Origin of the sequence: Paenibacillus sp. VTT E-133291 (assembly GCF_002264395.1) — a bacterium.
Lineage (GTDB): Bacteria > Bacillota > Bacilli > Paenibacillales > Paenibacillaceae > Paenibacillus_AQ > Paenibacillus_AQ nitricinens.
The window spans coordinates 1-21,056 of the sequence record NZ_NFVA01000038.1 but is presented as its reverse complement, the minus strand read 5'-3'; the positions used below and the strand labels follow the sequence as shown (position 1 = coordinate 21,056).

Genomic DNA, 21,056 nt, shown 5'->3' with positions numbered 1-21,056 from the left:
TCCCATTGTCCTCTTCAACACTAATTGATCAACTGAAGAAAGATGCCGGAAGTGTCAAAAGCTTCTCTTATCCGCGTAGCCGAAGTGCTCTGATGGAATGGTTGAGGATGCTAACTGTGGCTGGAATTATAGGTGCTTTATATGTTTGGCGAGGAGGCCCGTCTTTGCTGTTTCTCCTGATCGTTGTTGGAGTTATTATGCTCGGTGGACTTATGCTTCAGCTCTCGGGTCCACGGACGATTAAGCTAGTTCGCACGATTACTCCATCGAGACCTATGGCTGGAAATACACTTCATGTGAAGGTACAGCTGAGCTTCTCTTCTCGGTTGCCTCTCCCTTGGATGGCGATTGCCGATTATTGGGGTGATAGCCATCATCAGAAGCTGCTATTTCCTGGATTCAAACGTTCTTTTTCATACACATACACGATTGAAAATTTATCTCGCGGCAATCATCATCTACTGGGCTGTAGAGTAACTTGGGGAGATTTTCCGGGATGGTTCACGGGAAGATCTGAACCGGATGGAGGCCAGAGTTTCAAGGTGCTGCCAGCGCCTTTATATTTTGGGGGAGCTGTACCCGATAGCGGTTTTATGACGGGTGACACCTTGTATTCCCGACGGGGAAGAAGCATCAGTGATGAGGCTTTGGAATCCAGGGATTATGAGCCAGGTGATCCACTTAGCCGAATTCATTGGAAGAATAGTGCAAGAACGGGAGCGCTGCAGAGCAAAGTTCCAGAGCGGGAAAAGGCAAGAATGACCTGTATCGTATTGGCTAATGACCCGCCCAGCTACGAGATTCCTACAGATGCGCTTAAACCTCGTGGAAGCCGTGACGATTCACCTCCGGCATTTGAGAAAGCGGTGTCGACAGCGATGGGGCTGATGCTCTCCGCTGAGCGTTCAGGTGCTTATGTTCAGTTGTTTAGCGGCGGTTGGCCAGAAGGGATGGCTAGACATGAAGGTCTGGGCAAAATCCCAGGGAGAGTACTGGATATTCTGACTGAAATTTCCCTGGACGGCACTAGAAACCTGTCGCTGCTGCTTGATGATGCTTCCCGAGGCTGGATTCCGGGGATGACAGTAGCCATTATTACGGGACGACTAGAAGAGGAATCTGCCAAGGTGATTGCCAAGTTCTTGATGCAAGGTGTGAAGGTGGAGCTTTATTATGCTTGGGACCAATCAGCACCGAAGCCAGGGGAGGCTCGCCATCTTGGAAGGGGAACTGTCGGAGATAGTTTAGCTCGTCTTGGAGCACGAATGTTTTGTCTGGATGATGCATTGCCAGCATTCAGATTCAGGGAGGTAGAGTTCCATGAATCATCCGGAAAACCAACACTACGGTAAGGGAAAATCGGGTGATACAGAACTGGCTATGAATGGCTTTCAGTTCAATTTGGGGCAAATAGAGAACAGACATGCCGGTAAGCAGAGAAAAGTGCCTCTGTACTATCGTTTGCTGTTCTCTTTGGCCATTATGGGGCTATTTATTGAATGGTTACTCCCTTTATATAGGTCTGCTTTATTAGAAGATACCTCCAAGATGCTACAAGTTCTAATGGTATTGGCGGCAGTGTTGCTGTTATGGGGGATATTTCAGATTCCGGGGTGGCTACTGCTAAGTATTCAATTTTTTATTACTGTTTCAGCGTGGTTTTACTTATGCAGTGGAGGCGAAGGTATAGGGTGGCTAGGGATTTATGCGGACGAAATTCCGAATGATCTCATTCTGCTTCTCTCTGGACATGTCTCTCAGTTAAGCGAGATCAGCAGGCTTTTGATATTGATTGTTGGTTGGGGGCTATTGGTATCCTCAGTACAGCAGCTTGCACTCTTCCGGGGGAGTACAGTGCTATTCACAGCAGTTACAATCATTTACTTGCTGGTCTTGGATATGGGCTTCAAAGTCAATACCACAATGGATATTGTGATATCAATGGGTCTTATCTTTTGGATGCATGCGATGAGTGGCCTCCTGCGTCTTCGAGAACGTGAGGGAGTTACCACACTGCCTTATGCGCGTTGGGGAGGGCTGACTTTGGCGGCAGCCATTGTCGTGATGGTAACAGCTTGGTTCGGTGGGCAGCTATTGGGGGCAAGACCAACGAGCGAGCTTACGCTGCAATCGGCATTTCAGAATTTGCAGACTTGGGCTTCAGGGCATTTGCCAGAAGATAAGGCGTCTAGTGCTTCAGGAACAACAGGGTATAGTTCGAATGACGGTGAACTCGGTGCCCCGTTATCCCGTAATACTGAACCTGTCTTTACCGCTATTACTAGCGAGCGTACATACTGGCGAGGTGAGAGTATTGCTTACTATGATGGCCGCCGATGGATTAGGGGGGGCGAAGAGTTTATGCCGCTTAATCTGTCTGGCCTTGCAAAGAATCCTCCCTCGGCGCTAAGCGATGATAAGAGCAAACGAGTACTTCAGCAGCAGATTCAATTTGTTACGCCTTCCTCTGAGGGAATTCCTTTATTCAATGCGGGAATAATAATTGATGTTGAGTCGGTGGGTCTATCGAACGGCAGTAGACTGGGATATGTTTTGGCTAATATGGACAGGGAGAGTTTTCGTCTGCCGGATTCGATAGGATCTGCACGAATTACAGAGTATACAGTGAAGTCTTTACTTCCTGAGAGTGACCCTGTGCTACTTCGTGGTATAAATAGTGACGATCCACAGGAAATTAAGGGCAAGTATTTGCAATTGCCAGATTTGTTACCTGCTCGAGTGAGAGATCTGGCGGAGAAGCTTACAGCTTCTGGTAATCGCTATGACGCTGTAACGTCCATTAAGGATTACTTACAGAGTGGGTATTCCTATACGTTGAACACAACGGTTCCACCATCCGGATCTGATTTTGTGGATCACTTTTTATTTGAGACAAAGCAGGGTTACTGTGTACATTTTGCAACAGCTATGACCATTCTGCTGCGCAGTGCGGGGATTCCAGCTCGCTATGTCCAAGGCTTTGGGCCTGGGACCTTGCAGGACGATGCTATGCCGGCGAAGTATTTAGTCACCCAGGGCGATGCCCATGCTTGGGTGGAGGTCTATTTCGCCGGCGCCGGTTGGGTCACATTCGACCCAACGCCTGGCCCCGCTCTTGCCGCAGGCTTCGCCGCGCCGGCGCTGCCTGCGGCAGCCTCGCTCGCGCCGCAAGCTGCGCGAAGTGCGGGCCTGCCCGCCCTGCCGCTGGCGGGCGGGACCTCCGCCGCGCCGCTCGCTGCCGCGGCGCTGCTTCCCGCCGCCGCTTGGCGCTGGCGGCGTAGCCTGGCTCTGCTGCTGGCCGCGCGCAGCACCAGCAGCATGAGCCGCGAGAGGCAGCTGCGAGCTGCCTCTCTAGCTTGGCACGGGCTGGCGGAGCGGTATGGACCGCCGCCGCCCGGTGTCACTGGCAGGGAGTATGTGGACTCCCTGCAGATTTACGATGCCGGACTAAGCGAAGCTGTTCGGCAGTTCGTACGCCAGTGGGAGACCCTGGCGTACGCGCCCGCGGCTCCAGCCTTCGTCGCGGCCGATCCCGCGAACGAAAAGCCTACAATGTCAGCAAGGTCTATGATATCTGCAATCCCTGCAATGTCTGCGGCGCCAGCATCACCTGCAGAGATCAGCGAGCTTACTACTCATGATGCGTCTGCGTTTATACGTGAATGCCTGATCATCACCTTCCGGCTAACTTAATCGGTCAGAACAGCTGTTACTGCAATACAATTCCTTCCATGGAAAGGAATGTGCTTCATAAAGTTCAGCGCTCTCCAATTATGAGAAGTGTGTTCCCCTTTCCTTGACGATGAGAATTAACCATGAGTATAATGAATCCAATAATCAAGGGAGGCTCGTAATGAATAAGCCAAATGAAATTATCGTCGTTCTCGATTTTGGGGGACAATACAACCAACTTATCGCGCGCAGAATTCGGGACCTGGGAGTATACAGCGAACTTTTGCCGTACAATACGCCAGTAGACAAGATCAAAGCACTTGCACCTAAAGGGATTGTCTTCTCTGGTGGCCCTAGCAGTGTATATGCTGAAGATGCTCCACATGTAGATCCAGCGATCTATGATTTAGGAGTACCTATCTTCGGTATTTGCTATGGTATGCAGCTAATGGCTCACCAACTTGACGGTAAAGTGGAACGCTCCGCTAAACGTGAATATGGTAAAGCCGATATTGATTTTGAAGAAGGTACTGCATTAGTTGCTGGGCTAGAGAGCCGTCAGACGGTATGGATGAGCCACGGAGACCATGTAGTTGAACTTCCAACAGGCTTCAAGCTGGATGCAGGAACTGAAAGTGCGCCAATCGCGGCAATGAGCAATGACGAGCGCAAATTGTTCGCCGTTCAATTCCACCCAGAAGTGCGTCACTCTGTACATGGTAATGAGATGATCTCGAACTTCTTGTACGAAGTTTGTGGTTGCGACGGAAAATGGACAATGGAATCATTTATCGATGAAGCCATTCAAGATATCCGTAACCAAGTCGGAGATAAAAAAGTACTCTGCGCACTTAGCGGTGGCGTAGATTCATCCGTAGTTGCAATGCTTATTCACCGTGCAATCGGTGACCAATTGACTTGTATGTTTATTGATCATGGCCTTCTGCGCAAAGGTGAAGCGGAAAGTGTTATGGAGACCTTCGTCGGTAAATTCGATATTCATGTTGTGAAAATCGATGCACGCGAGCGCTTCATGAGCAAGCTTGCAGGCGTTGAAGATCCAGAACAAAAGCGTAAAATCATTGGTAATGAGTTCATTTACTGCTTTGACGAAGAATCGGCCAAGCTCGGAGATTTCGCATTCCTGGCACAAGGTACGTTATATACGGATATCGTTGAGAGCGGAACGGCTACAGCTCAAACCATTAAATCCCATCACAATGTAGGCGGTTTGCCGGAAGATATGAAATTCAGCTTGATCGAGCCCTTGAATACCTTATTCAAGGATGAGGTTCGTAAATTGGGTGAAGAGCTAGGAATGCCGCGTGCTATTGTTTGGCGTCAGCCTTTCCCAGGTCCGGGACTTGCTATCCGTGTACTGGGTGAAGTGACAGAGGAGAAGCTTACTATTGTGCGTGACTCTGATTTCATTTTACGTGAGGAAATTGCCAAAGCAGGTTTAGACCGTGAAATTTGGCAGTACTTCACCGCATTGCCGAACATGAAGAGTGTAGGGGTTATGGGTGATGCTCGTACGTATTCTTACACCGTAGGTATTCGTGCAGTAACTTCCATCGACGGCATGACGGCTGACTGGGCACGTATTCCGTGGGATGTGCTTGAGAAAATCTCTGTACGTATCGTCAACGAAGTAGAGAACGTAAACCGTATCGTGTACGATGTAACTTCGAAACCACCTGCAACGATTGAGTGGGAATAGGATCTGAGCAACAATAGATTTCAAAAAAAACTCTCTTTTATTTGCGCGATTAGCAAATAAAGGGAGTTTTTTTATTTTCCAAGTTAATAATTGTTATGGAGACACCGTTCGTTTTTCATAAATCCTTCATGAATACGTTTAATTGAAAGGGCTTGCAACCGTCTAAAAGTTATGATAAATTGTACTTGTCTAAAAAATAGACAAGATAAATAAATACATTTTCTACTAAAGGAGCCAATCAAAATGATGACTACTACCAAAGAAACACCTCATATTAAACCAAACGGAGTAGAGATCGCTGAATCGATTCTGTTGCCTGGAGACCCTTTAAGAGCAAAATTTATAGCGGAAACCTTTTTAGAAGATTACCAGTGCTTTAACGAGGTAAGAGGCATGTTAGGATATACCGGGACGTATAAAGGCAAGAAAGTCTCTGTAATGGGTACGGGAATGGGTCCAGCGAGCATGGGGATTTATTCTTGGGAATTAATCAATGTATTTGGAGTTAAGAATTTAATCAGAATTGGTACCTGTGGAGCCATGCAAGAAAACATTGAATTATACGATGTGATTTTCGGTATGGGAGCTGCAACGGACTCCAATTACGGTCATCAATTTAATTTACCTGGACAATATCCGTTGACGGCTTCCTATGAGCTATTGGAGAAAGCGAAGAAAATAGCGGATAATCAAGGACAAAAGGTTCATATCGGTAATATTTTATCTAGTGAAATATTTTATAACGCGGATCAGGCAGCTAATAAAAAGTGGCAAGATGTAGGGATTTTGGCCGTTGAAATGGAATCTGTAGCACTCTACTGGAACGCTATCCAAGCACGTGTAAAGGCGTTATGCATTCTAACCGTGAGTGATCATCTTATTACAGGAGCAAAGACCACTCCGGAGGAACGCCAAACTGCATTTACTAAAATGATGGAGATCGCATTAGAATTAGCATAAATGACCTCCTTCACTTCAGCTTTAGCAATGATTTTATTTGGGGTTTTGTTAGGTCGGAAATCAGAGGGTCATACTACTAGATAAAGGATGAGCGTAAAAATGAAGAAATTTAAACGTGTACATTTGATCGTCATGGATTCAGTAGGCATTGGAGAAGGAAAAGATGCGGATCAATTTAACGATGTGGGTTCCCATACCCTACTACATATTGCAGAACATATGAACGGATTAAATCTGCCGAACCTAGCCAAATTAGGTCTATCTAATATTGAAGAAATTTTGGGAGTTCCGAAAGCTGAGAAACCACTTGCTTATTATACTAAACTACAGGAAAAATCAGTCGGGAAAGATACAATGACAGGTCATTGGGAAATCATGGGTTTAAATATTGATCAACCCTTTAATGTATATCCAAATGGATTTCCGGACGAATTAATTAAACAGATTGAGGACATCACTGGCCGAAAAGTAGTAGCGAATAAGCCTGCAAGTGGAACGGCTATTCTTGATGAATATGGCGAACATCAAATGAAAACAGGGGATCTGATCGTCTATACTTCTGCTGATCCGGTTCTCCAAATTGCAGCTCATGAAGAAATCATTCCTTTAGAAGAGTTATATGATATTTGTGAAAAGGTTCGGGAAATTACTAAAGACCCTGCCTATTTAATTGGTCGTATCATCGCTAGACCTTATCTAGGCGAACCTGGGAAATTTACGAGAACCTCTAATCGTCATGACTATGCCTTAAAGCCATTTCATAAAACCGTTATGAATAGCTTGCAAGACGGAGGTTATGATGTCATCGCCATTGGTAAAATCAATGATATTTTCGATGGTGAAGGCGTTACAGAATCCATTCGTACAAAAGACAATATGGATGGTATGGATAAACTGCTTGATGTAATTAAGAAAGACTTCACTGGAATGAGCTTTTTGAATTTAGTTGATTTCGATGCTTTATACGGTCATCGTCGTGATCCGGAAGGCTACGGAAGAGCATTAGAGGCATTCGATAAACGATTAGATGAGGTATTCGATTCCATCCGAGAAGATGATTTGTTAATCATTACGGCTGACCATGGAAATGACCCGACCTTCCCTGGTACAGACCATACTCGTGAGTTTATTCCTGTCCTAGTGTATTCCAAGCAATTAAAGGACAATAGCGCATTACCTGAGCATGATACCTTTGCTGATATCGGTGCGACTATAGCAGATAACTTTGATGTTGATATGCCAGACAACGGTGAGTCTTTCTTGCCATTTCTTAAATAATTGATATCACGTAAAAACCTCCAAAGTTTCTGTTTGGAGGTTTTTACGTTGTGATTGAAGCAGAGAATGACATTCCTTGTCGCTTGAAAAACGATGTGTCATAATGGGGAGAAAAGGACATCAGATGAATGAACACACATAAACTAGATAAATTGAAACGGCCGCTTTATATCAATGTATATGATGAGCTTCTTCTTCAGATTAACAAAGGAGAATACCTCGTAGGTAGTCAGCTTCCTTCAGAACCGGATTTAGCCAAAAAACTCGGGGTTAGTCGCGCTACTTTACGGCAAGCTTTAGTTCTTTTGCAAGATGATGGATTAGTTAGAAATGTACGCGGTAAGGGAAACTTTGTACTTGAGTCTTCTTATAAACAAGAGGATATTCAATTAGAGAAACTGAGCAACCCCATGCATAAATGTCATATAAGCATATTTGACCAAGTAGATTTACATTATCGGCTGGACCCGCAAACGGAACATACCAAACAAGTATTAAGAAGAGATTCATCTGCAGTTGTAGCTTTAGAACGCTTGTATAGAGTAGGAGGAGAGCTACATGCTTACGCTTTTACTTTTATGTCCATGCAAGCAGTAGAGAGGTTATCTTTGGATCTTGATAATAAAGAGAGAATGCTGGATTTTCTAGAGAACAAGGCCTACGTAGATGCTAACCATGGGAATATTGAAATTAAATATACGCATACCGTTAACTTAGCTGATCGGAAAGGTAAATTAATGGGGCAGAACGAGTGCTTTTTACTACTAGAAACCCTGTACGACACAACGGAGCCAGATTATCCGTTAATGTATAATAAATTTTATATCCCACAGCAGTTCTCAAATTTAAAGTTAAATATGTCTAAAGGCTAACCAATAATAATAATGGATTAGAAAAACTCCCTTTTATCTGCGATATTTAGCAGACAGAAGGGAGTTTTTTTGACCCGAATCAAAGAGTTTTTCGATGGGGGATTGATTAATGCAAAATAAATCCTTCCTCTTCGTCCTCATTGCTTGGGAGGAAAGGCAGCTTCGGGTTCGTTTTCAATAAAGTATCCATCAACGCATGGTCAAAATTATGCTTTACTGCACAGTTGCGGTCAAAAATCATGGTTACCTCATCTCCCGGTTTACATGCCGGCCACTGGGGGAGGGAAGGGATGTTAGGATTGCCATAGCGTGCAAAGCTTATCCAGGCACCACAGATACGTTCCTCCATCCGATCGGAAACTCCCGGAATGAGGCACACAGGAACACGTTTCGTATTATGGAATACGAAAGGGATCTCAGCGCAGTGCCATGCTATCTTGCCGCCCTCAAAAGGAAATTCATAAGCAAACAAGTAGGAGTAGGTAGGCGCTTCCTCGTGTACGGATTTCTTCTCAATAAAGTCCTTGGTTGGAATACGGAAGAAGGTATCTAAGAATTGCAGGTCAGACAAGTGTTTATCCGGATACGATTCCCTAAATTGTGCGACAAGATTTTCCGTATGACTGCCATACTTTTGAGTCAGCATCTCCATGGTGGCTTCCTCAGTCGCGTCCTGCTTGTTAGGGACACCGGGACCAAAAGCGAACTCACCAAATACGCTACCAATCAATACCGGAATGGTCTTCGCATGTTCGGTGAAGCCCACCTCTCTAGGATCGCCTACATAGAATTCATTAGGCATAGGATTGCCGCCAATGTATTCCCCTTGCATTGCGAGCGCTGGTGCAACTTTATTATAAGCTGCAGCTAACTGATGATAAGGAACCGCTTCCAATTTTTCCACTTCGGCCACGCCCATATTAAGCTCTGCTAACAGTGCCTTTACTATGGCAGTGCTATCGGTCTTCCGGGTGTCCAAAAACCCATCAATTAATCCGCTCTGGATAACGCCCTTATGGAACAGACCGTCTGCTGCCGGAGTATTCATTAGTGTCCATACCTTCATACCGCCACCAGACTGTCCGAAGAGGGTCACATTGTCCGGGTCACCGCCGAAAGCTGTAATGTTTTCCTGAACCCATTTTAAAGCTGCCACCATATCGGCATTTCCGGCATTAGCGGAATTGACGTATTTATCTCCAAAAGCAGACAGGTTCATGTATCCCAGAATATTCAATCGGTGATTTAAGGTTACTACGACCACATCGCCGAACTCGCTAAGCTTGTCTCCTTCATAAGCTACCTGCTCAATAGAAGAGCCAGCAGCGAACCCGCCCCCGTGTAGCCATACCATAACAGGTTTTTTGGCCTGCGGTTCAAGGCTCTGGGTCCAGATGTTCAGATGCTGACAATGCTCATCCATAGGCCAGTAACGGTGAGGAACCAGCACTTCCATGACGGGCTGATCCTGGGTTAACATGGGAGACACATAACCGTAAGCGAGTGCATCCTTAATTCCCTCCCAAGGCGCTATTTCTGTGGGCATCTGGAAGCGCTTGGCATCTGCGTACTTTATCCCGTGGAAGGTGTAAGTGCCGTTGACCTGAAAGCCTCTTATTTTTCCGGCTTTAGTCTGTACAATGGGTTCTGTTGAGGAACATACGAAATTTTTTGCTGTCATCATGGAAATCCCCCTTACATAAGATAGCCCAATTATAATAAAAGAAGGATAGTGAAAAATATAGGAAACTTATCTGCTTTATCCTTATTCTTTGCTTCTTTTCCGGAGGTCAGCAGGTCTGGTCTTAGGATAAGAAAATATTCATGATAAAAAAGTCAAGATTCCCTTATGCAGCAAAATTCCGCCCTCTAGAGTTCCTCGCTAATTTGATCCCATAGGATTTTTATGCGATAAAGTCTTATCAAAAAATGTGATAGACGCTATATAGCTGCTTTATATGAATGTGATAAAATGGGAAAAATCTATCTTAGGGAGAAATTAACATGGGGTTTTCTCTTCTCGGCACACTAATGGCCTTAATTATCCTTGCACCTAGTTTGCTAATGATTAAGTTTCCACCTGAGAATGCACCTGCTGGTGTTCGAGATGCAGGACCGGTCTTTACAATTTTGGAGAGAGTAGGGCAATTGGGTTGTATCGGCATTCTTGCAATCTCAAAGGATAACTTTCAACATGTGAAATTCGGTGTGATAGCTGCTTTCATCGTCTTGTTTATCGTTGTTTATTATGGTCTATGGGTTCGATATATAGTTAAGGGGCAGCAATTTAAATTATTATGGGACCCTTTAGTTTTTATTCCGATCCCGATGGCAGTTCTCCCAGTATGTGCATTCGGATTGGCAGCGATTTGGGGGAAATCTATTTTTTTGAGTATTGCAGTAGTTTGTTTAGCGATAGGGCATTTAGCTAATTCTTGGCATAGTTATATGTACTCCAAGAATCAATAACTAGAATTATAGGGAAATATACCCATGCAAATAGTGATTGGATAGTTAATAAGCTACATAACTAGAGCTGGTTTTACAGTAGATAAAAGCTTGGAAATGTGTGATTTACGAACAATGGAAAAAATAAAGTCGAAAATGTTCGCTTTTTATCATTGACAACTTATGTGGTATCCACCTAAAATGATAGAGCACAACAACATAATTCTTTCGTATATTTCCGGGAATTGGCCTGGAAGTTTCTACGAGGTCACCGTAATGACCTGGCTACGATTAAGAAGAGCAGAGCAACCCCACATGGTCCTGGATTTAGGGCTATGGTCACGGGTACTACTCTTTTTTTCGAGCCGGTGTCTATCAGATACCGGCTTTTTGTTGCTGTCAGACACAACATACCTTAGGGGGAGAACAATTTGAATCGGTTTTTCAAGTTGAAAGAGAACGGCACCACAGTTCGTACAGAAATCATGGCGGGTTTGACCACGTTCATGGCAATGGCTTACATCTTGTCGGTTAATCCGAGTACTTTAACAGCATTTGGCCGTATTGATATGGGCTGGTATTCTGTATTTCTAGCGACTGCGCTGGCAGCAGGTATTTTCACCATCGCAATGGGCGTGTTCATAAACTTTCCAGTGGCATTGGCACCTGGTATGGGACTTAACGCATATTTTGCTTCCGTAATTCTATCTTCCGCCACATCAGAGCATCCATTCACTTGGCAAATGGGTCTGACAGCCGTATTTATTTCCGGTTTGATCTTTATCTTGCTGACTGTAACTCGAGTGCGACAGATCTTACTAACTGCAATTCCTGACAGCTTGAAACATGCGATTACAGTGGGTATCGGGATGTTCATTACGATCCTTGGTCTTAAGAACAGTGGACTCATGACGATTGGTGTTGAAGCTGGTAAAGACATTCCTGCTAACACTTTCACAGATGTCCTTTCCTTTGAAACTATCATTCACATGGGTAGCCTAGAGAATTCCAATGTACAATTGGTAATTATCGGACTTCTTCTAATCTCTATCCTGATGGTATTGAACGTTAAAGGTGCAATTTTATTCGGTATCTTGGGAACAACTGTCGCTGGTATGTTGATGGGCGTAGTTGATTTCAGCGCATTGTCCAGTCCGGCAACGCCTTGGGTTCCTGATTTCACACAATTGAACTTCTTCCAATTTGACTGGGATGGTATCCTGCACACAGGTATTGTTTCGGCGATTGCAACCTTCACATTTGTAGAGCTGTTTGATACATTTGGTACACTTGTAGGTACAGCTCAACGTGCAGGTATTATGGATAACCCTGAAGAAGGTAATAGACGTGTAGGTAATGCAATGTTTGTCGATGCAGTTGCTGTAGCAGGTGGTGCGGCACTGGGTACTTCGACTACTACTGCTTTTGTAGAAAGCGCGGCAGGTGTTGCTGAAGGTGGACGTACAGGTCTTACGGCTGTAACAACTGGCGTATGTTTCTTGCTTGCATTGTTCCTTGCTCCGGTGGTTGCTCTTATTCCTGGATCTGCTACAGCCGCAGCATTGATCGTCGTAGGTGTGCTGATGGCACAATCAATTCGTCAAATTGATTTTCAAGATATGGTTGTTGCGATTCCAGCATTCCTTACGCTTGTTATCATGCCGTTCACTTATAATATCGCTAACGGTATTTCCTTCGGTATCGTAACTTATGTAATTCTTGCTTCTGTAGCTAACCTTGCGGGTAAGAAGAAATACGATATTCACTGGATGATGTGGGTACTTGCGATTCTGATCGTTCTCCGTTATGTATTCCTTGGTAGCGAAGGCTAATATATATATAGTATTTCTAAAATTCATCTCGGGCTCCTTCATTACTGAAGGGGCCGTTTTTTTATTTTCGATTATGTATTCTTCTGTTCAACTTGTTGTAGGTTCTGCCTTTCCATCATCCAATATTTAGATTATATTGTTGAAGAGGTGATGAATGTTGTCCACAAGATTTAGCAATTGGTATTCTTATTTTAAGAACAATCCTTGGCCTCTCTTATTGTTTTTGTTAGGGGCTGTAGTTCGTATTCTTTACTTTGGTTCTATTCCAGGTGGCTTGAATCAGGATGAGGCATCTATAGGTTATGATGCTTACGCTATTCTTCATTATGGAATAGACCGCAATGGTATTCATTTACCTATTCATCTCATTGCTTGGGGAAGCGGACAGAATGCACTTTATGCTTACTTATCTTTACCTTTCATATTATTGTTCGGACTCACTCCAATGTCTGTACGTGCTGTTAGCTTAATCATGGGTCTACTGGGTATGCTCGTATTCTATCTTCTTTCCAAAGAGCTATTTACTTCCAGAACTGCTGGTATTGCGGCCATGTTTTTTATCGCAATTAATCCTTGGCATATTATGATGTCTAGATGGGCACTGGAATCCAATTTACTTCCCACTCTGATTCTGCTCTCCGTTTATATGTTACTTAAATCATTTCGAACTCCAAAATGGTCTTATGGCTTTACAATCATGCTTGCCCTTTCACTTTATGCTTATGGAACCTCCTATTTTTTTGTCCCGATATTTGCTTTAGGTACTGGAATTCTTCTATTCTATACAAGAGCACTAAAGCTTCGGACTATTCTATGGAACGGTGTTCTGTTTATATTAATGGCGCTCCCAATCTTCCTATTTATTATGATTAATCGATTGTCGTTAGAAGGGATTTCGACTCCCTTGTTCTCCATTCCGAGATTGACGACGCCGCGTGTGGAACAAGTAACATCGATATTTGGAGGTCAACTCTTACATACAATATCAAGCAATTTCCGGGAATTTATGAAGATATTGATTAGCGGATCGGATGGTTTACCTTGGAATTCAATTTCACCTTATGGATACGCGTATCCTATTGCGTTACCTTTTGTTCTTATAGGACTTGTATTGATGTTCACAACATTACGAAGCCGTGGTCGTGAGAGAACGGGATGGGTCGTTGTTTTACTATGGTTGTTTGTTTCGGTATTGATGACCTTTGTTACGAACGTGAATATTAATCGGATGAATGTGATTTACTATCCTATCATTTTGCTGATTGTTGCAGGGTTTATGTGGTTAAGCAAGAAAGTAAAAGTATTAGGAATTCTGTCGGCTGTAGCCTTTAGCTTATTTTTTGTTCTATTCACGACAGTTTATTTCCGTGATTATCCTAAAGAGATTGGACCAGCTTTCTTTGAATCTTTCGGTGAGGCTATTCAATATGCTTCTGAAGAGAGTGACGGGGACATTTACGTAACAGACAAAGTTAACATGCCCTATATTTATGTCCTTTTTTATGAGCAGATCAATCCCCATGATTTCTTAGCAACGGTTAATTATTCTAATCCTGGAGGTGCATTTCAGCAGGTAGCTTCCTTTGGAAGATATAAATTTGGAAATTCAAGCATAGCTCCGGGAGAGGCAGCGACATATATCTTTTGGAATGGTGATCCCATTCCTGCTGAAAGCGATAATTATTCAGTTAAACGCTTTGCCAACTATACTGTTCTGACCGCTAAGACTGGGGTAATAGAGGAAGTCTCGGAATTTACAAATGGGGGATTTGAAGAGGGGATATCAGGTTGGAGCTTCTCATCCGGTACGGGTGTAGCGACCAATAATCCCTATAATGGAAGTTATTTAGCCTATCTTGATCCGGGATTTGACAAAACGATTACACAATCTATCAGAATAGCAGAACCCGGAGAATATAAGCTTGCTATAATGGTTAGTGCCGGAGGAGAAGAAGGAAAAGTTGGCGTCCGAGTTAATGGGGGAGTGCGGGCAGAGGCGGAAATACCTGTTAGTGAGATCTATCAAGAGCTTATACTTCCAATGGTATCTATCGGTCAGAATGAGCAAACTGAAATTTTTATTAAAGGCGGTAAAGGCTGGATTAACATAGACGAGGTGAGGTTGGAACGATGATCAAGAGTACACGTACGGCCGTAGTGACTGTATTGATGCTGTTATTGTTTTTGCTTCCTGTAACAAGCATTTATGCAGATGGAAATCTATTGCAGAACCCTGGATTTGAGGAGGGGGGAGAGGATGCTCCTTCTAACTGGACTAAGGATATGTGGATTTCTGGAGACAACTCTGGCATACTTTCAATCCAATCGGACGAGGTCCACTCCGGTAGTAAAGCGGCAGTCATTGAGAATATCGAGCCCAATCATGTGAAATGGGTGCAGACGATTAAGGCAACGCCGGACAGTTATTATAAAATTTCTGGATGGATCAAAGTTGTAAGTACCGCAGGCGAGGGAATGGGCGCCAATATCCTTGCCGTTGGAGTAGGTGGGGGTTATCCCAGCGTAACGGATACAGCAGGAGAGTGGCAGTATCTTGAATACATAGGTCAGACAGGACCTAAGCAGAAAGAATTCGGCATAGGTGCAGCTTTGGGAGGCTATTCTAGCTTGATTCAAGGTAAGGCTTATTTTGATGATTTGTCTGTAGAACAATTAGATGCAGCTCCCGAAGGGGCTAATGTCATCTCACTGGATAGTGCAGCAGTTAATCAGGGTGCGGGTGGCAAAAAAGCGGATACCCCACATAAAGTATCTCCAACTAAGATGCTTTTGATCTCAGCACTGTTCAGTGTGTTTTTTGCAGTGCTTTATACAAAAGCATTCCGCAGTGAGAAGCTAATGAAGCAACCAGAGAATGTCTATTCCAAATGGTTAAGTATTGCCATCGGAGTTGCTTTTATCCTAAGGGTTTGGATGGGTCTGACGGCACAAGGCTATCAGAATGACATGAATACCTTTATAGCTTGGGGACAGCGTATGGTTGATTTAGGTCCAGGCAAGTTTTATGAGGAAGGGTATTTTGCCGATTATCCACCAGGTTATTTGTACATTTTGTACCTGCTTAGTCTTATTCGCGGCGTATTTGGCTTTGTCCATGATTCGGGTGGAGAGAATTTACTATTTAAACTACCGGCGATTATTTCTGATTTAGTACTGGGTTACATCATATATCAAATATCTCGCAAAAAACTGGGTACAGGGATAGCTTTTGGCTTAATGCTATTGTTTCTGTTTAATCCGGCGGTGCTCGTTAACTCAGCAGCGTGGGGACAAGCGGATTCGTTCTTTTTGATTTTCCTGTTGCTCAGTATTCATGGCGCTGCGAACAAAAAGTTTGTTCAATCCGCGATATTGTTTGCATTAGCAACATTAATCAAACCACAAGCGTTAATATTTACGCCGGTATTGATGTTTGCTTTTTATCATCACCGTGCTTGGAAGCAGCTTGGATTAGGAGCTTTGTATGGATTAGGTATATTCGGATTGCTTGCTGCACCATTTTTCTGGAATAACGGTGGTTTAGTTGGGCTTATTAATCTGTATAAGAGTACCTTATCTTCCTATCCCTATTCTTCTGTGAATGCATTTAATTTGTATGCACTGACTGACCCCATGTGGTCATCCCTTGACTTAACCTGGTTGGGCATTACTTATCGTGTATGGGGCTTCATATTTATTTTAGTGGCAGTAGCCGTAGCAGCGTTTTATTCCTTCAAAAAAGATCGCTTGGATTTATCCAAATCCTACTTTATCGGTATGGTGCTCATTGTAGTGGTCTTTGTGCTAGGAACCAAAATGCATGAGCGCTATATGTTCCCTGCTATTATTTTATGCATGTTCACTTATATAGCGAGTCGGGATCGTAGGTTTTTATCCTTATTCCTTGGATTCAGCTTAACGCAGTATATCAATGTAGCTTATACGTTGACCCATCTGAATGCAGGTGTAAATCCAGGTGCAGATGGAATCGTTTTGGTCACTTCTATAGCTAACCTGTCATTATTGCTATACATGCTCTACATCGGTTACGACGTGTATGTTCGTGGAGGAGTAAAACCTCTTCCAGCACCACCAACACCTGAAGAAAAATATGAGGAAGACCTTAAAGTCGTCGAGCAAATAAGACCGCACCAGAAGGGAGGGAGACTTAAGCGATGAAGTTTAAGCGTATAGATTGGATATGTATTCTTGCCATTACTGCCGTTTACGCGGCAATTGCTTTATATAATTTAGGTTCTACTAAATCTCCAGAGACCTTGTGGGAGCCAGCTGCCAGCGGTGAAAGCTTCTATGTAGATCTAGGACAGACTAAACAATTGGAACGAGTGAATATATTCGGTGGTGTAGGTACCGGTAAGTTTAAGCTTGAGTTCAGTGAATCTCCTGATGTTTGGAGCAATCCGCTGGATGTGAGCGAGGATGTTGGGAATGTCTTCATCTGGAAAAGCCAACCTTTGAACGTTGCAGCAAGATACGTGAAGTTTACAGTCACATCTCCAGGGTTCACTTTAAATGAAATGGCCTTCTATGAGCAGGGAGGCGAAAGAGTACCTCTTCCTATAGCCGGTGTTACACCGGATGCTAATGCAGCCGCAAAAAGAGGAGAACCTGCCAATCTTTTTGATGAGCAGTCACTCATCCCAGAATATTCTAACTTTATGAATAGCACTTATTTTGACGAGATCTACCATGCACGGACAGCTTATGAATATACACACGGGATTGTGCCTTATGAGAACACTCATCCACCACTAGGCAAGCTATTGATCGCAGTAGGGATGGAACTGTTCGGAGTCAATCCTTTCGGCTGGCGTATTATCGGAACATTGTTCGGGATTGCCATGCTGCCTCTCATTTATGTAATGGCACTACGTCTCTTTAAAAAGAGCAAATATGCAGCACTTGCAGCTGGATTGTTCGCACTGGATTTTATGCATTTCACACAAACAAGAATCTCTACGATCGATGTATACGGAGTATTCTTCATCATGTTAATGTTTTATTTCATGCAGCGATATTACACTATGAATTTCTTCAGGCAGCCCTTAAGAAAAACGCTAATTCCGTTATTCTGGTCCGGTCTATTTTTCGGAATTGGTGTAGCCTCCAAATGGATTGTACTGTACGGAGGAGCTGGGCTGGCCATTATGCTAGCGATTTCGCTCTTCGAGCGCTACAGAGAATACCAAGCATCGGGACGGTTGCTCGCGGAAGGGAAGATCAAAGACAAGGAACTGCTAGGCACTTGTCGCGAAGCCGTAAATTCATTCTGGAAGAATACCATTATTACACTAGCTAGCTGTATTGCATTCTTCGTAATCATACCGGTCATTATTTATAGTTTATCTTTTGTTCCGGGTTTATCTGCTTCCGCAGAGGGCTTTACTATAAAAGGCTTGATTGATTCTCAAAAGAACATGTACAACTATCACAGTCAGCTTGTAGCTACACATCCTTTTGCGTCCTCCTGGTGGCAATGGCCGTTTATGAAGAGACCCGTCTGGTTCTTCAGTGGCAGTGAAGGATTGCCGCAAGGTCAGGTCAGCAGTATAGTGACTATGGGGAATCCGCTTATCTGGTGGACGGGTATATTCGCAATGCTGGCAACGCTGTGGATTACACTGAAACGCAAGGATAAGAACCTTTATATGATCTGGATCGCATTTTTCTCACAATATGTTCCGTGGATGCTTGTCCCAAGGGAAACCTTTATCTACCATTATTTTGCTATGGTGCCTTTTATGATTCTTGGTATTGTATATATAATGAAGTTGTTAGATAGTAAGTATCCTGAGGCTCGTTATGTTAGTTATATCTATGTGGCTGTTGCTTTACTGCTCTTTGTCGCCTTCTACCCAGTCCTATCAGGGATGCAGGTAAGCGGAGATTATGTGAAGGATATGCTGCGTTGGTTCCCATCTTGGGTTTTCTAAGATTTTTTCAAAATATCTATAACAATAAGTTTATGCTTACAGCGTTATTATGAGGAATAGAAAGTTGTAACGCTCCATAAAGCTTTTAGGAGGAATAAAGGTGAAAGCCAGATATAGTGTAATTGTACCCATGTTCAATGAGGAGCAAGTAATTAGCGTTACTTATGAACGTTTGAAAAAAGTAATGGACGAATGCGGCGATACTTATGAGCTAGTCTTCGTTAATGACGGAAGTCGTGATCGTTCGGCCCAGATGATTCGGGAGATCAGTGATCGGGATGAATGCGTCAAGCTAATTGACTTCTCGCGTAATTTCGGACATCAGGTAGCAATTACAGCTGGCATGGACTATGCCGAAGGTCAAGCGGTTGTTGTTATTGACGCTGACCTTCAAGATCCACCGGAGGTCATTTTGCAAATGATCGAGAAGTGGAAAGAGGGCTATGACGTTGTGTACGCGAAGCGGCTGAAGCGCCGTGGAGAAACGATGTTCAAAAAAGTAACGGCTAAGATCTTTTATCGGTTGCTCAGCAGCATGACAAGTGTAGACATTCCTACGGACACAGGTGACTTCCGTCTTATTGATCGTAAGGTATGTGATGTCTTGCGGGGTCTCAAGGAAAAAAATCGGTATGTCAGAGGTTTAGTGAGCTGGGTCGGCTTCAAGCAGACGATGGTGGAATATGAGCGGGAAGAACGATTTGCAGGAGAAACTAAGTATCCTCTTAAGAAAATGATTCGCTTTGCACTGGATGGGATCACTTCTTTTTCGCATAAGCCACTTAAGATTGCTACGTATGTCGGATTCTTTCTTTCCTTCTCCAGCTTTCTCTATTTATTCTTCGTATTGTTTCAAAGAATCTTTTTCACCTCATGGACGGTTCCGGGTTGGGCTTCCATTGTAGGCGTCAATTTGCTCTTTAACGGTATCGTTCTGATGCTGCTAGGTGTAATCGGTGAGTATATTGGACGGATTTATGACGAGTCTAAGGATAGACCATTGTATATTGTCAGTGAGACCATAGGATATCGTAACGAAGAAGAAGTGGATCGCCGGAAGGATTATAATGATGTCAGATAAGAACTTGCGGACTGCTTTTATACAGTTTCTCAAATTTAATGCTGTAGGTCTGGTAAATACCCTCATTGATTTCGTAATCTTCACATTACTGAACTCACTTGGGATGGTATATGCATTGGCACAGGTGATTTCTTATAGTGCAGGGACAGCGAATAGCTTTATTTTGAATAAAAAAGTAACCTTTCGGGATCGCGATCGTGGCAAAAAAGAAGGTTTTGATAAGGTACAGTTGTTGAAGTTTATCATGCTGAATCTGGTGGTCTTAGGGATATCGCTGCTATTAATGCATCTGTTGACTGACAAGTTAGGCATTCAAGTGTTGATCTCCAAGGTATTAGTAACCTTTGTTACGGTGATCATTAATTTCTTCGGAAGTCGTAAATGGGTATTCTAAAATCAAGAGAATCAATACACGGAGGTGACAATCATGCGTAAATTCTCGTACGTGCTCATACTGGCTGGGATCCTTATCATGCTCTATCCAAAAGCTAACGAATGGTATAACGACTGGCAGCAGGATAAGCTATTAGAATCAGCTGAACTCAGCACCACTGAAAGCACTCCACCACCTGATCTGAAGAGCAGATATGCCGAGGTCACTCAGCTACTAGCGGAGGAATCCGTTCTAGATGCACAAGCACAGCCGCAAGAAACAGAAAAGCCGGAACCGGAAATTGAAGTGGGTGGCAAAGTCATCGCATTAATTGAGATCGATAAGATCGATCTGAAGCTGCCTGTATTAGAAGGGGCTACTAAAGCGAATATGAAGCATGCTGCGGCCCATATGAAAGAAACAACTCCATTAGGAGAAATAGGGAACGCTGCAATAGCTGCGCATAGAGCTAGAACTACGGGCAGATTGTTTAACCGATTGAATGAGGTTGTGATTGGGGATACGATTACGGTAAAAACTAGCGATCAGACTTATAATTACGAGGTTTATGATATTTCTGTTGTACTTCCTAGTGATGTGTCTGTTCTAGACGGGAATAACAAAGATAAAATTCTTACCCTAATTACGTGTGACCCACTAGTAGATCCTACACATCGTTTGATTGTTCATGCCAAGCTTTCCTAATCGTTGACGAGAAATAACAAGAGAACTCAAATACAGAGAAATAACTATAAAATAATAGTAAATCTAGCAATTTTGTTCTTGTTTACGAGGATAAATATGGTAGTATAAGACTATAAAAGCTAAACACGATAAACGGCAAACCTATCGAAAGGTAGGGACGC

15 protein-coding genes and 1 riboswitch are annotated in these 21,056 nt (G+C 43.5%); of the genes, 14 read left to right on the top strand and 1 reads right to left on the bottom strand.

The window, feature by feature from the left end; all coding sequences use genetic code 11:
* The first annotated feature begins 5 nt into the window (after positions 1-5).
* From CA598_RS16135 to CA598_RS16110, 6 genes are all read left to right on the top strand, one after another.
* Positions 6-1,352: a DUF58 domain-containing protein gene (locus CA598_RS16135; RefSeq protein ID WP_179283685.1), complete on the top strand. Its 1,347-nt coding sequence runs from the start codon at positions 6-8 to the stop codon at positions 1,350-1,352.
* Positions 1,321-3,693, top strand: coding sequence for a transglutaminase TgpA family protein (locus CA598_RS16130; protein ID WP_094877176.1), 2,373 nt, complete (start codon positions 1,321-1,323; stop codon positions 3,691-3,693). Before CA598_RS16135 ends, CA598_RS16130 begins: the two co-directional genes overlap by 32 nt.
* 160 nt (positions 3,694-3,853) lie before the next feature.
* Complete coding sequence (guaA, locus tag CA598_RS16125; protein WP_094877175.1) at positions 3,854-5,392, top strand: glutamine-hydrolyzing GMP synthase; 1,539 nt, start codon at positions 3,854-3,856, stop codon at positions 5,390-5,392.
* Between the two features lie 243 nt (positions 5,393-5,635).
* Positions 5,636-6,352 carry a purine-nucleoside phosphorylase gene (gene deoD, locus CA598_RS16120; protein WP_094877174.1) on the top strand — a complete coding sequence of 239 codons (717 nt, stop codon included), beginning with the start codon at positions 5,636-5,638 and terminating at the stop codon, positions 6,350-6,352.
* Positions 6,353-6,451: 99 nt separating this feature from the next.
* Positions 6,452-7,630, top strand: coding sequence for a phosphopentomutase (gene deoB / locus CA598_RS16115; protein WP_094870691.1), 1,179 nt, complete (start codon positions 6,452-6,454; stop codon positions 7,628-7,630).
* A 128-nt stretch (positions 7,631-7,758) separates the two neighbouring features.
* The gene (locus CA598_RS16110; protein WP_094877173.1) at positions 7,759-8,502 is read left to right on the top strand and encodes a GntR family transcriptional regulator; all 744 of its coding nucleotides are present in this window, start codon (positions 7,759-7,761) and stop codon (positions 8,500-8,502) included.
* Positions 8,503-8,608: 106 nt separating this feature from the next.
* Here the strand turns inward: CA598_RS16110 and CA598_RS16105 are convergent, their stop codons facing one another.
* The gene (locus tag CA598_RS16105; RefSeq protein WP_218832607.1) at positions 8,609-10,186 is read right to left on the bottom strand and encodes a carboxylesterase/lipase family protein; all 1,578 of its coding nucleotides are present in this window, start codon (positions 10,184-10,186) and stop codon (positions 8,609-8,611) included.
* 320 nt (positions 10,187-10,506) lie between these two features.
* On the opposite strand from CA598_RS16105, the gene CA598_RS16100 reads away from it, so the two are divergent.
* From CA598_RS16100 to CA598_RS16070, 8 genes are all read left to right on the top strand, one after another.
* Entirely contained in the window at positions 10,507-10,971 is a 465-nt protein-coding gene (locus CA598_RS16100) for a hypothetical protein (RefSeq protein WP_094870687.1), read from the top strand.
* 187 nt (positions 10,972-11,158) lie between these two features.
* A riboswitch (purine riboswitch) is annotated at positions 11,159-11,258 on the top strand.
* Between the two features lie 123 nt (positions 11,259-11,381).
* Positions 11,382-12,782: an NCS2 family permease gene (locus CA598_RS16095; RefSeq protein WP_042184716.1), complete on the top strand. Its 1,401-nt coding sequence runs from the start codon at positions 11,382-11,384 to the stop codon at positions 12,780-12,782.
* A 154-nt stretch (positions 12,783-12,936) separates the two neighbouring features.
* The gene (locus tag CA598_RS16090; RefSeq protein ID WP_094877171.1) at positions 12,937-14,916 is read left to right on the top strand and encodes a glycosyltransferase family 39 protein; all 1,980 of its coding nucleotides are present in this window, start codon (positions 12,937-12,939) and stop codon (positions 14,914-14,916) included.
* Positions 14,913-16,961 carry a glycosyltransferase 87 family protein gene (locus CA598_RS32975; RefSeq protein ID WP_256990521.1) on the top strand — a complete coding sequence of 683 codons (2,049 nt, stop codon included), beginning with the start codon at positions 14,913-14,915 and terminating at the stop codon, positions 16,959-16,961. Before CA598_RS16090 ends, CA598_RS32975 begins: the two co-directional genes overlap by 4 nt.
* Positions 16,958-18,736 (top strand): phospholipid carrier-dependent glycosyltransferase, encoded by a 1,779-nt coding sequence (locus tag CA598_RS32970; RefSeq protein ID WP_256990520.1) that lies wholly within the window; start codon positions 16,958-16,960, stop codon positions 18,734-18,736. Before CA598_RS32975 ends, CA598_RS32970 begins: the two co-directional genes overlap by 4 nt.
* Before the next feature lie 100 nt (positions 18,737-18,836).
* A complete protein-coding gene (locus CA598_RS16080) occupies positions 18,837-19,817 on the top strand; it encodes a glycosyltransferase family 2 protein (RefSeq protein WP_094870685.1) in 981 nt (326 codons plus the stop codon).
* Complete coding sequence (locus tag CA598_RS16075) at positions 19,804-20,211, top strand: GtrA family protein (RefSeq protein ID WP_256989838.1); 408 nt, start codon at positions 19,804-19,806, stop codon at positions 20,209-20,211. Before CA598_RS16080 ends, CA598_RS16075 begins: the two co-directional genes overlap by 14 nt.
* Positions 20,212-20,244: 33 nt before the next feature.
* Positions 20,245-20,895 (top strand): class D sortase, encoded by a 651-nt coding sequence (locus tag CA598_RS16070; protein WP_094877170.1) that lies wholly within the window; start codon positions 20,245-20,247, stop codon positions 20,893-20,895.
* Positions 20,896-21,056: the final 161 nt, after the last annotated feature.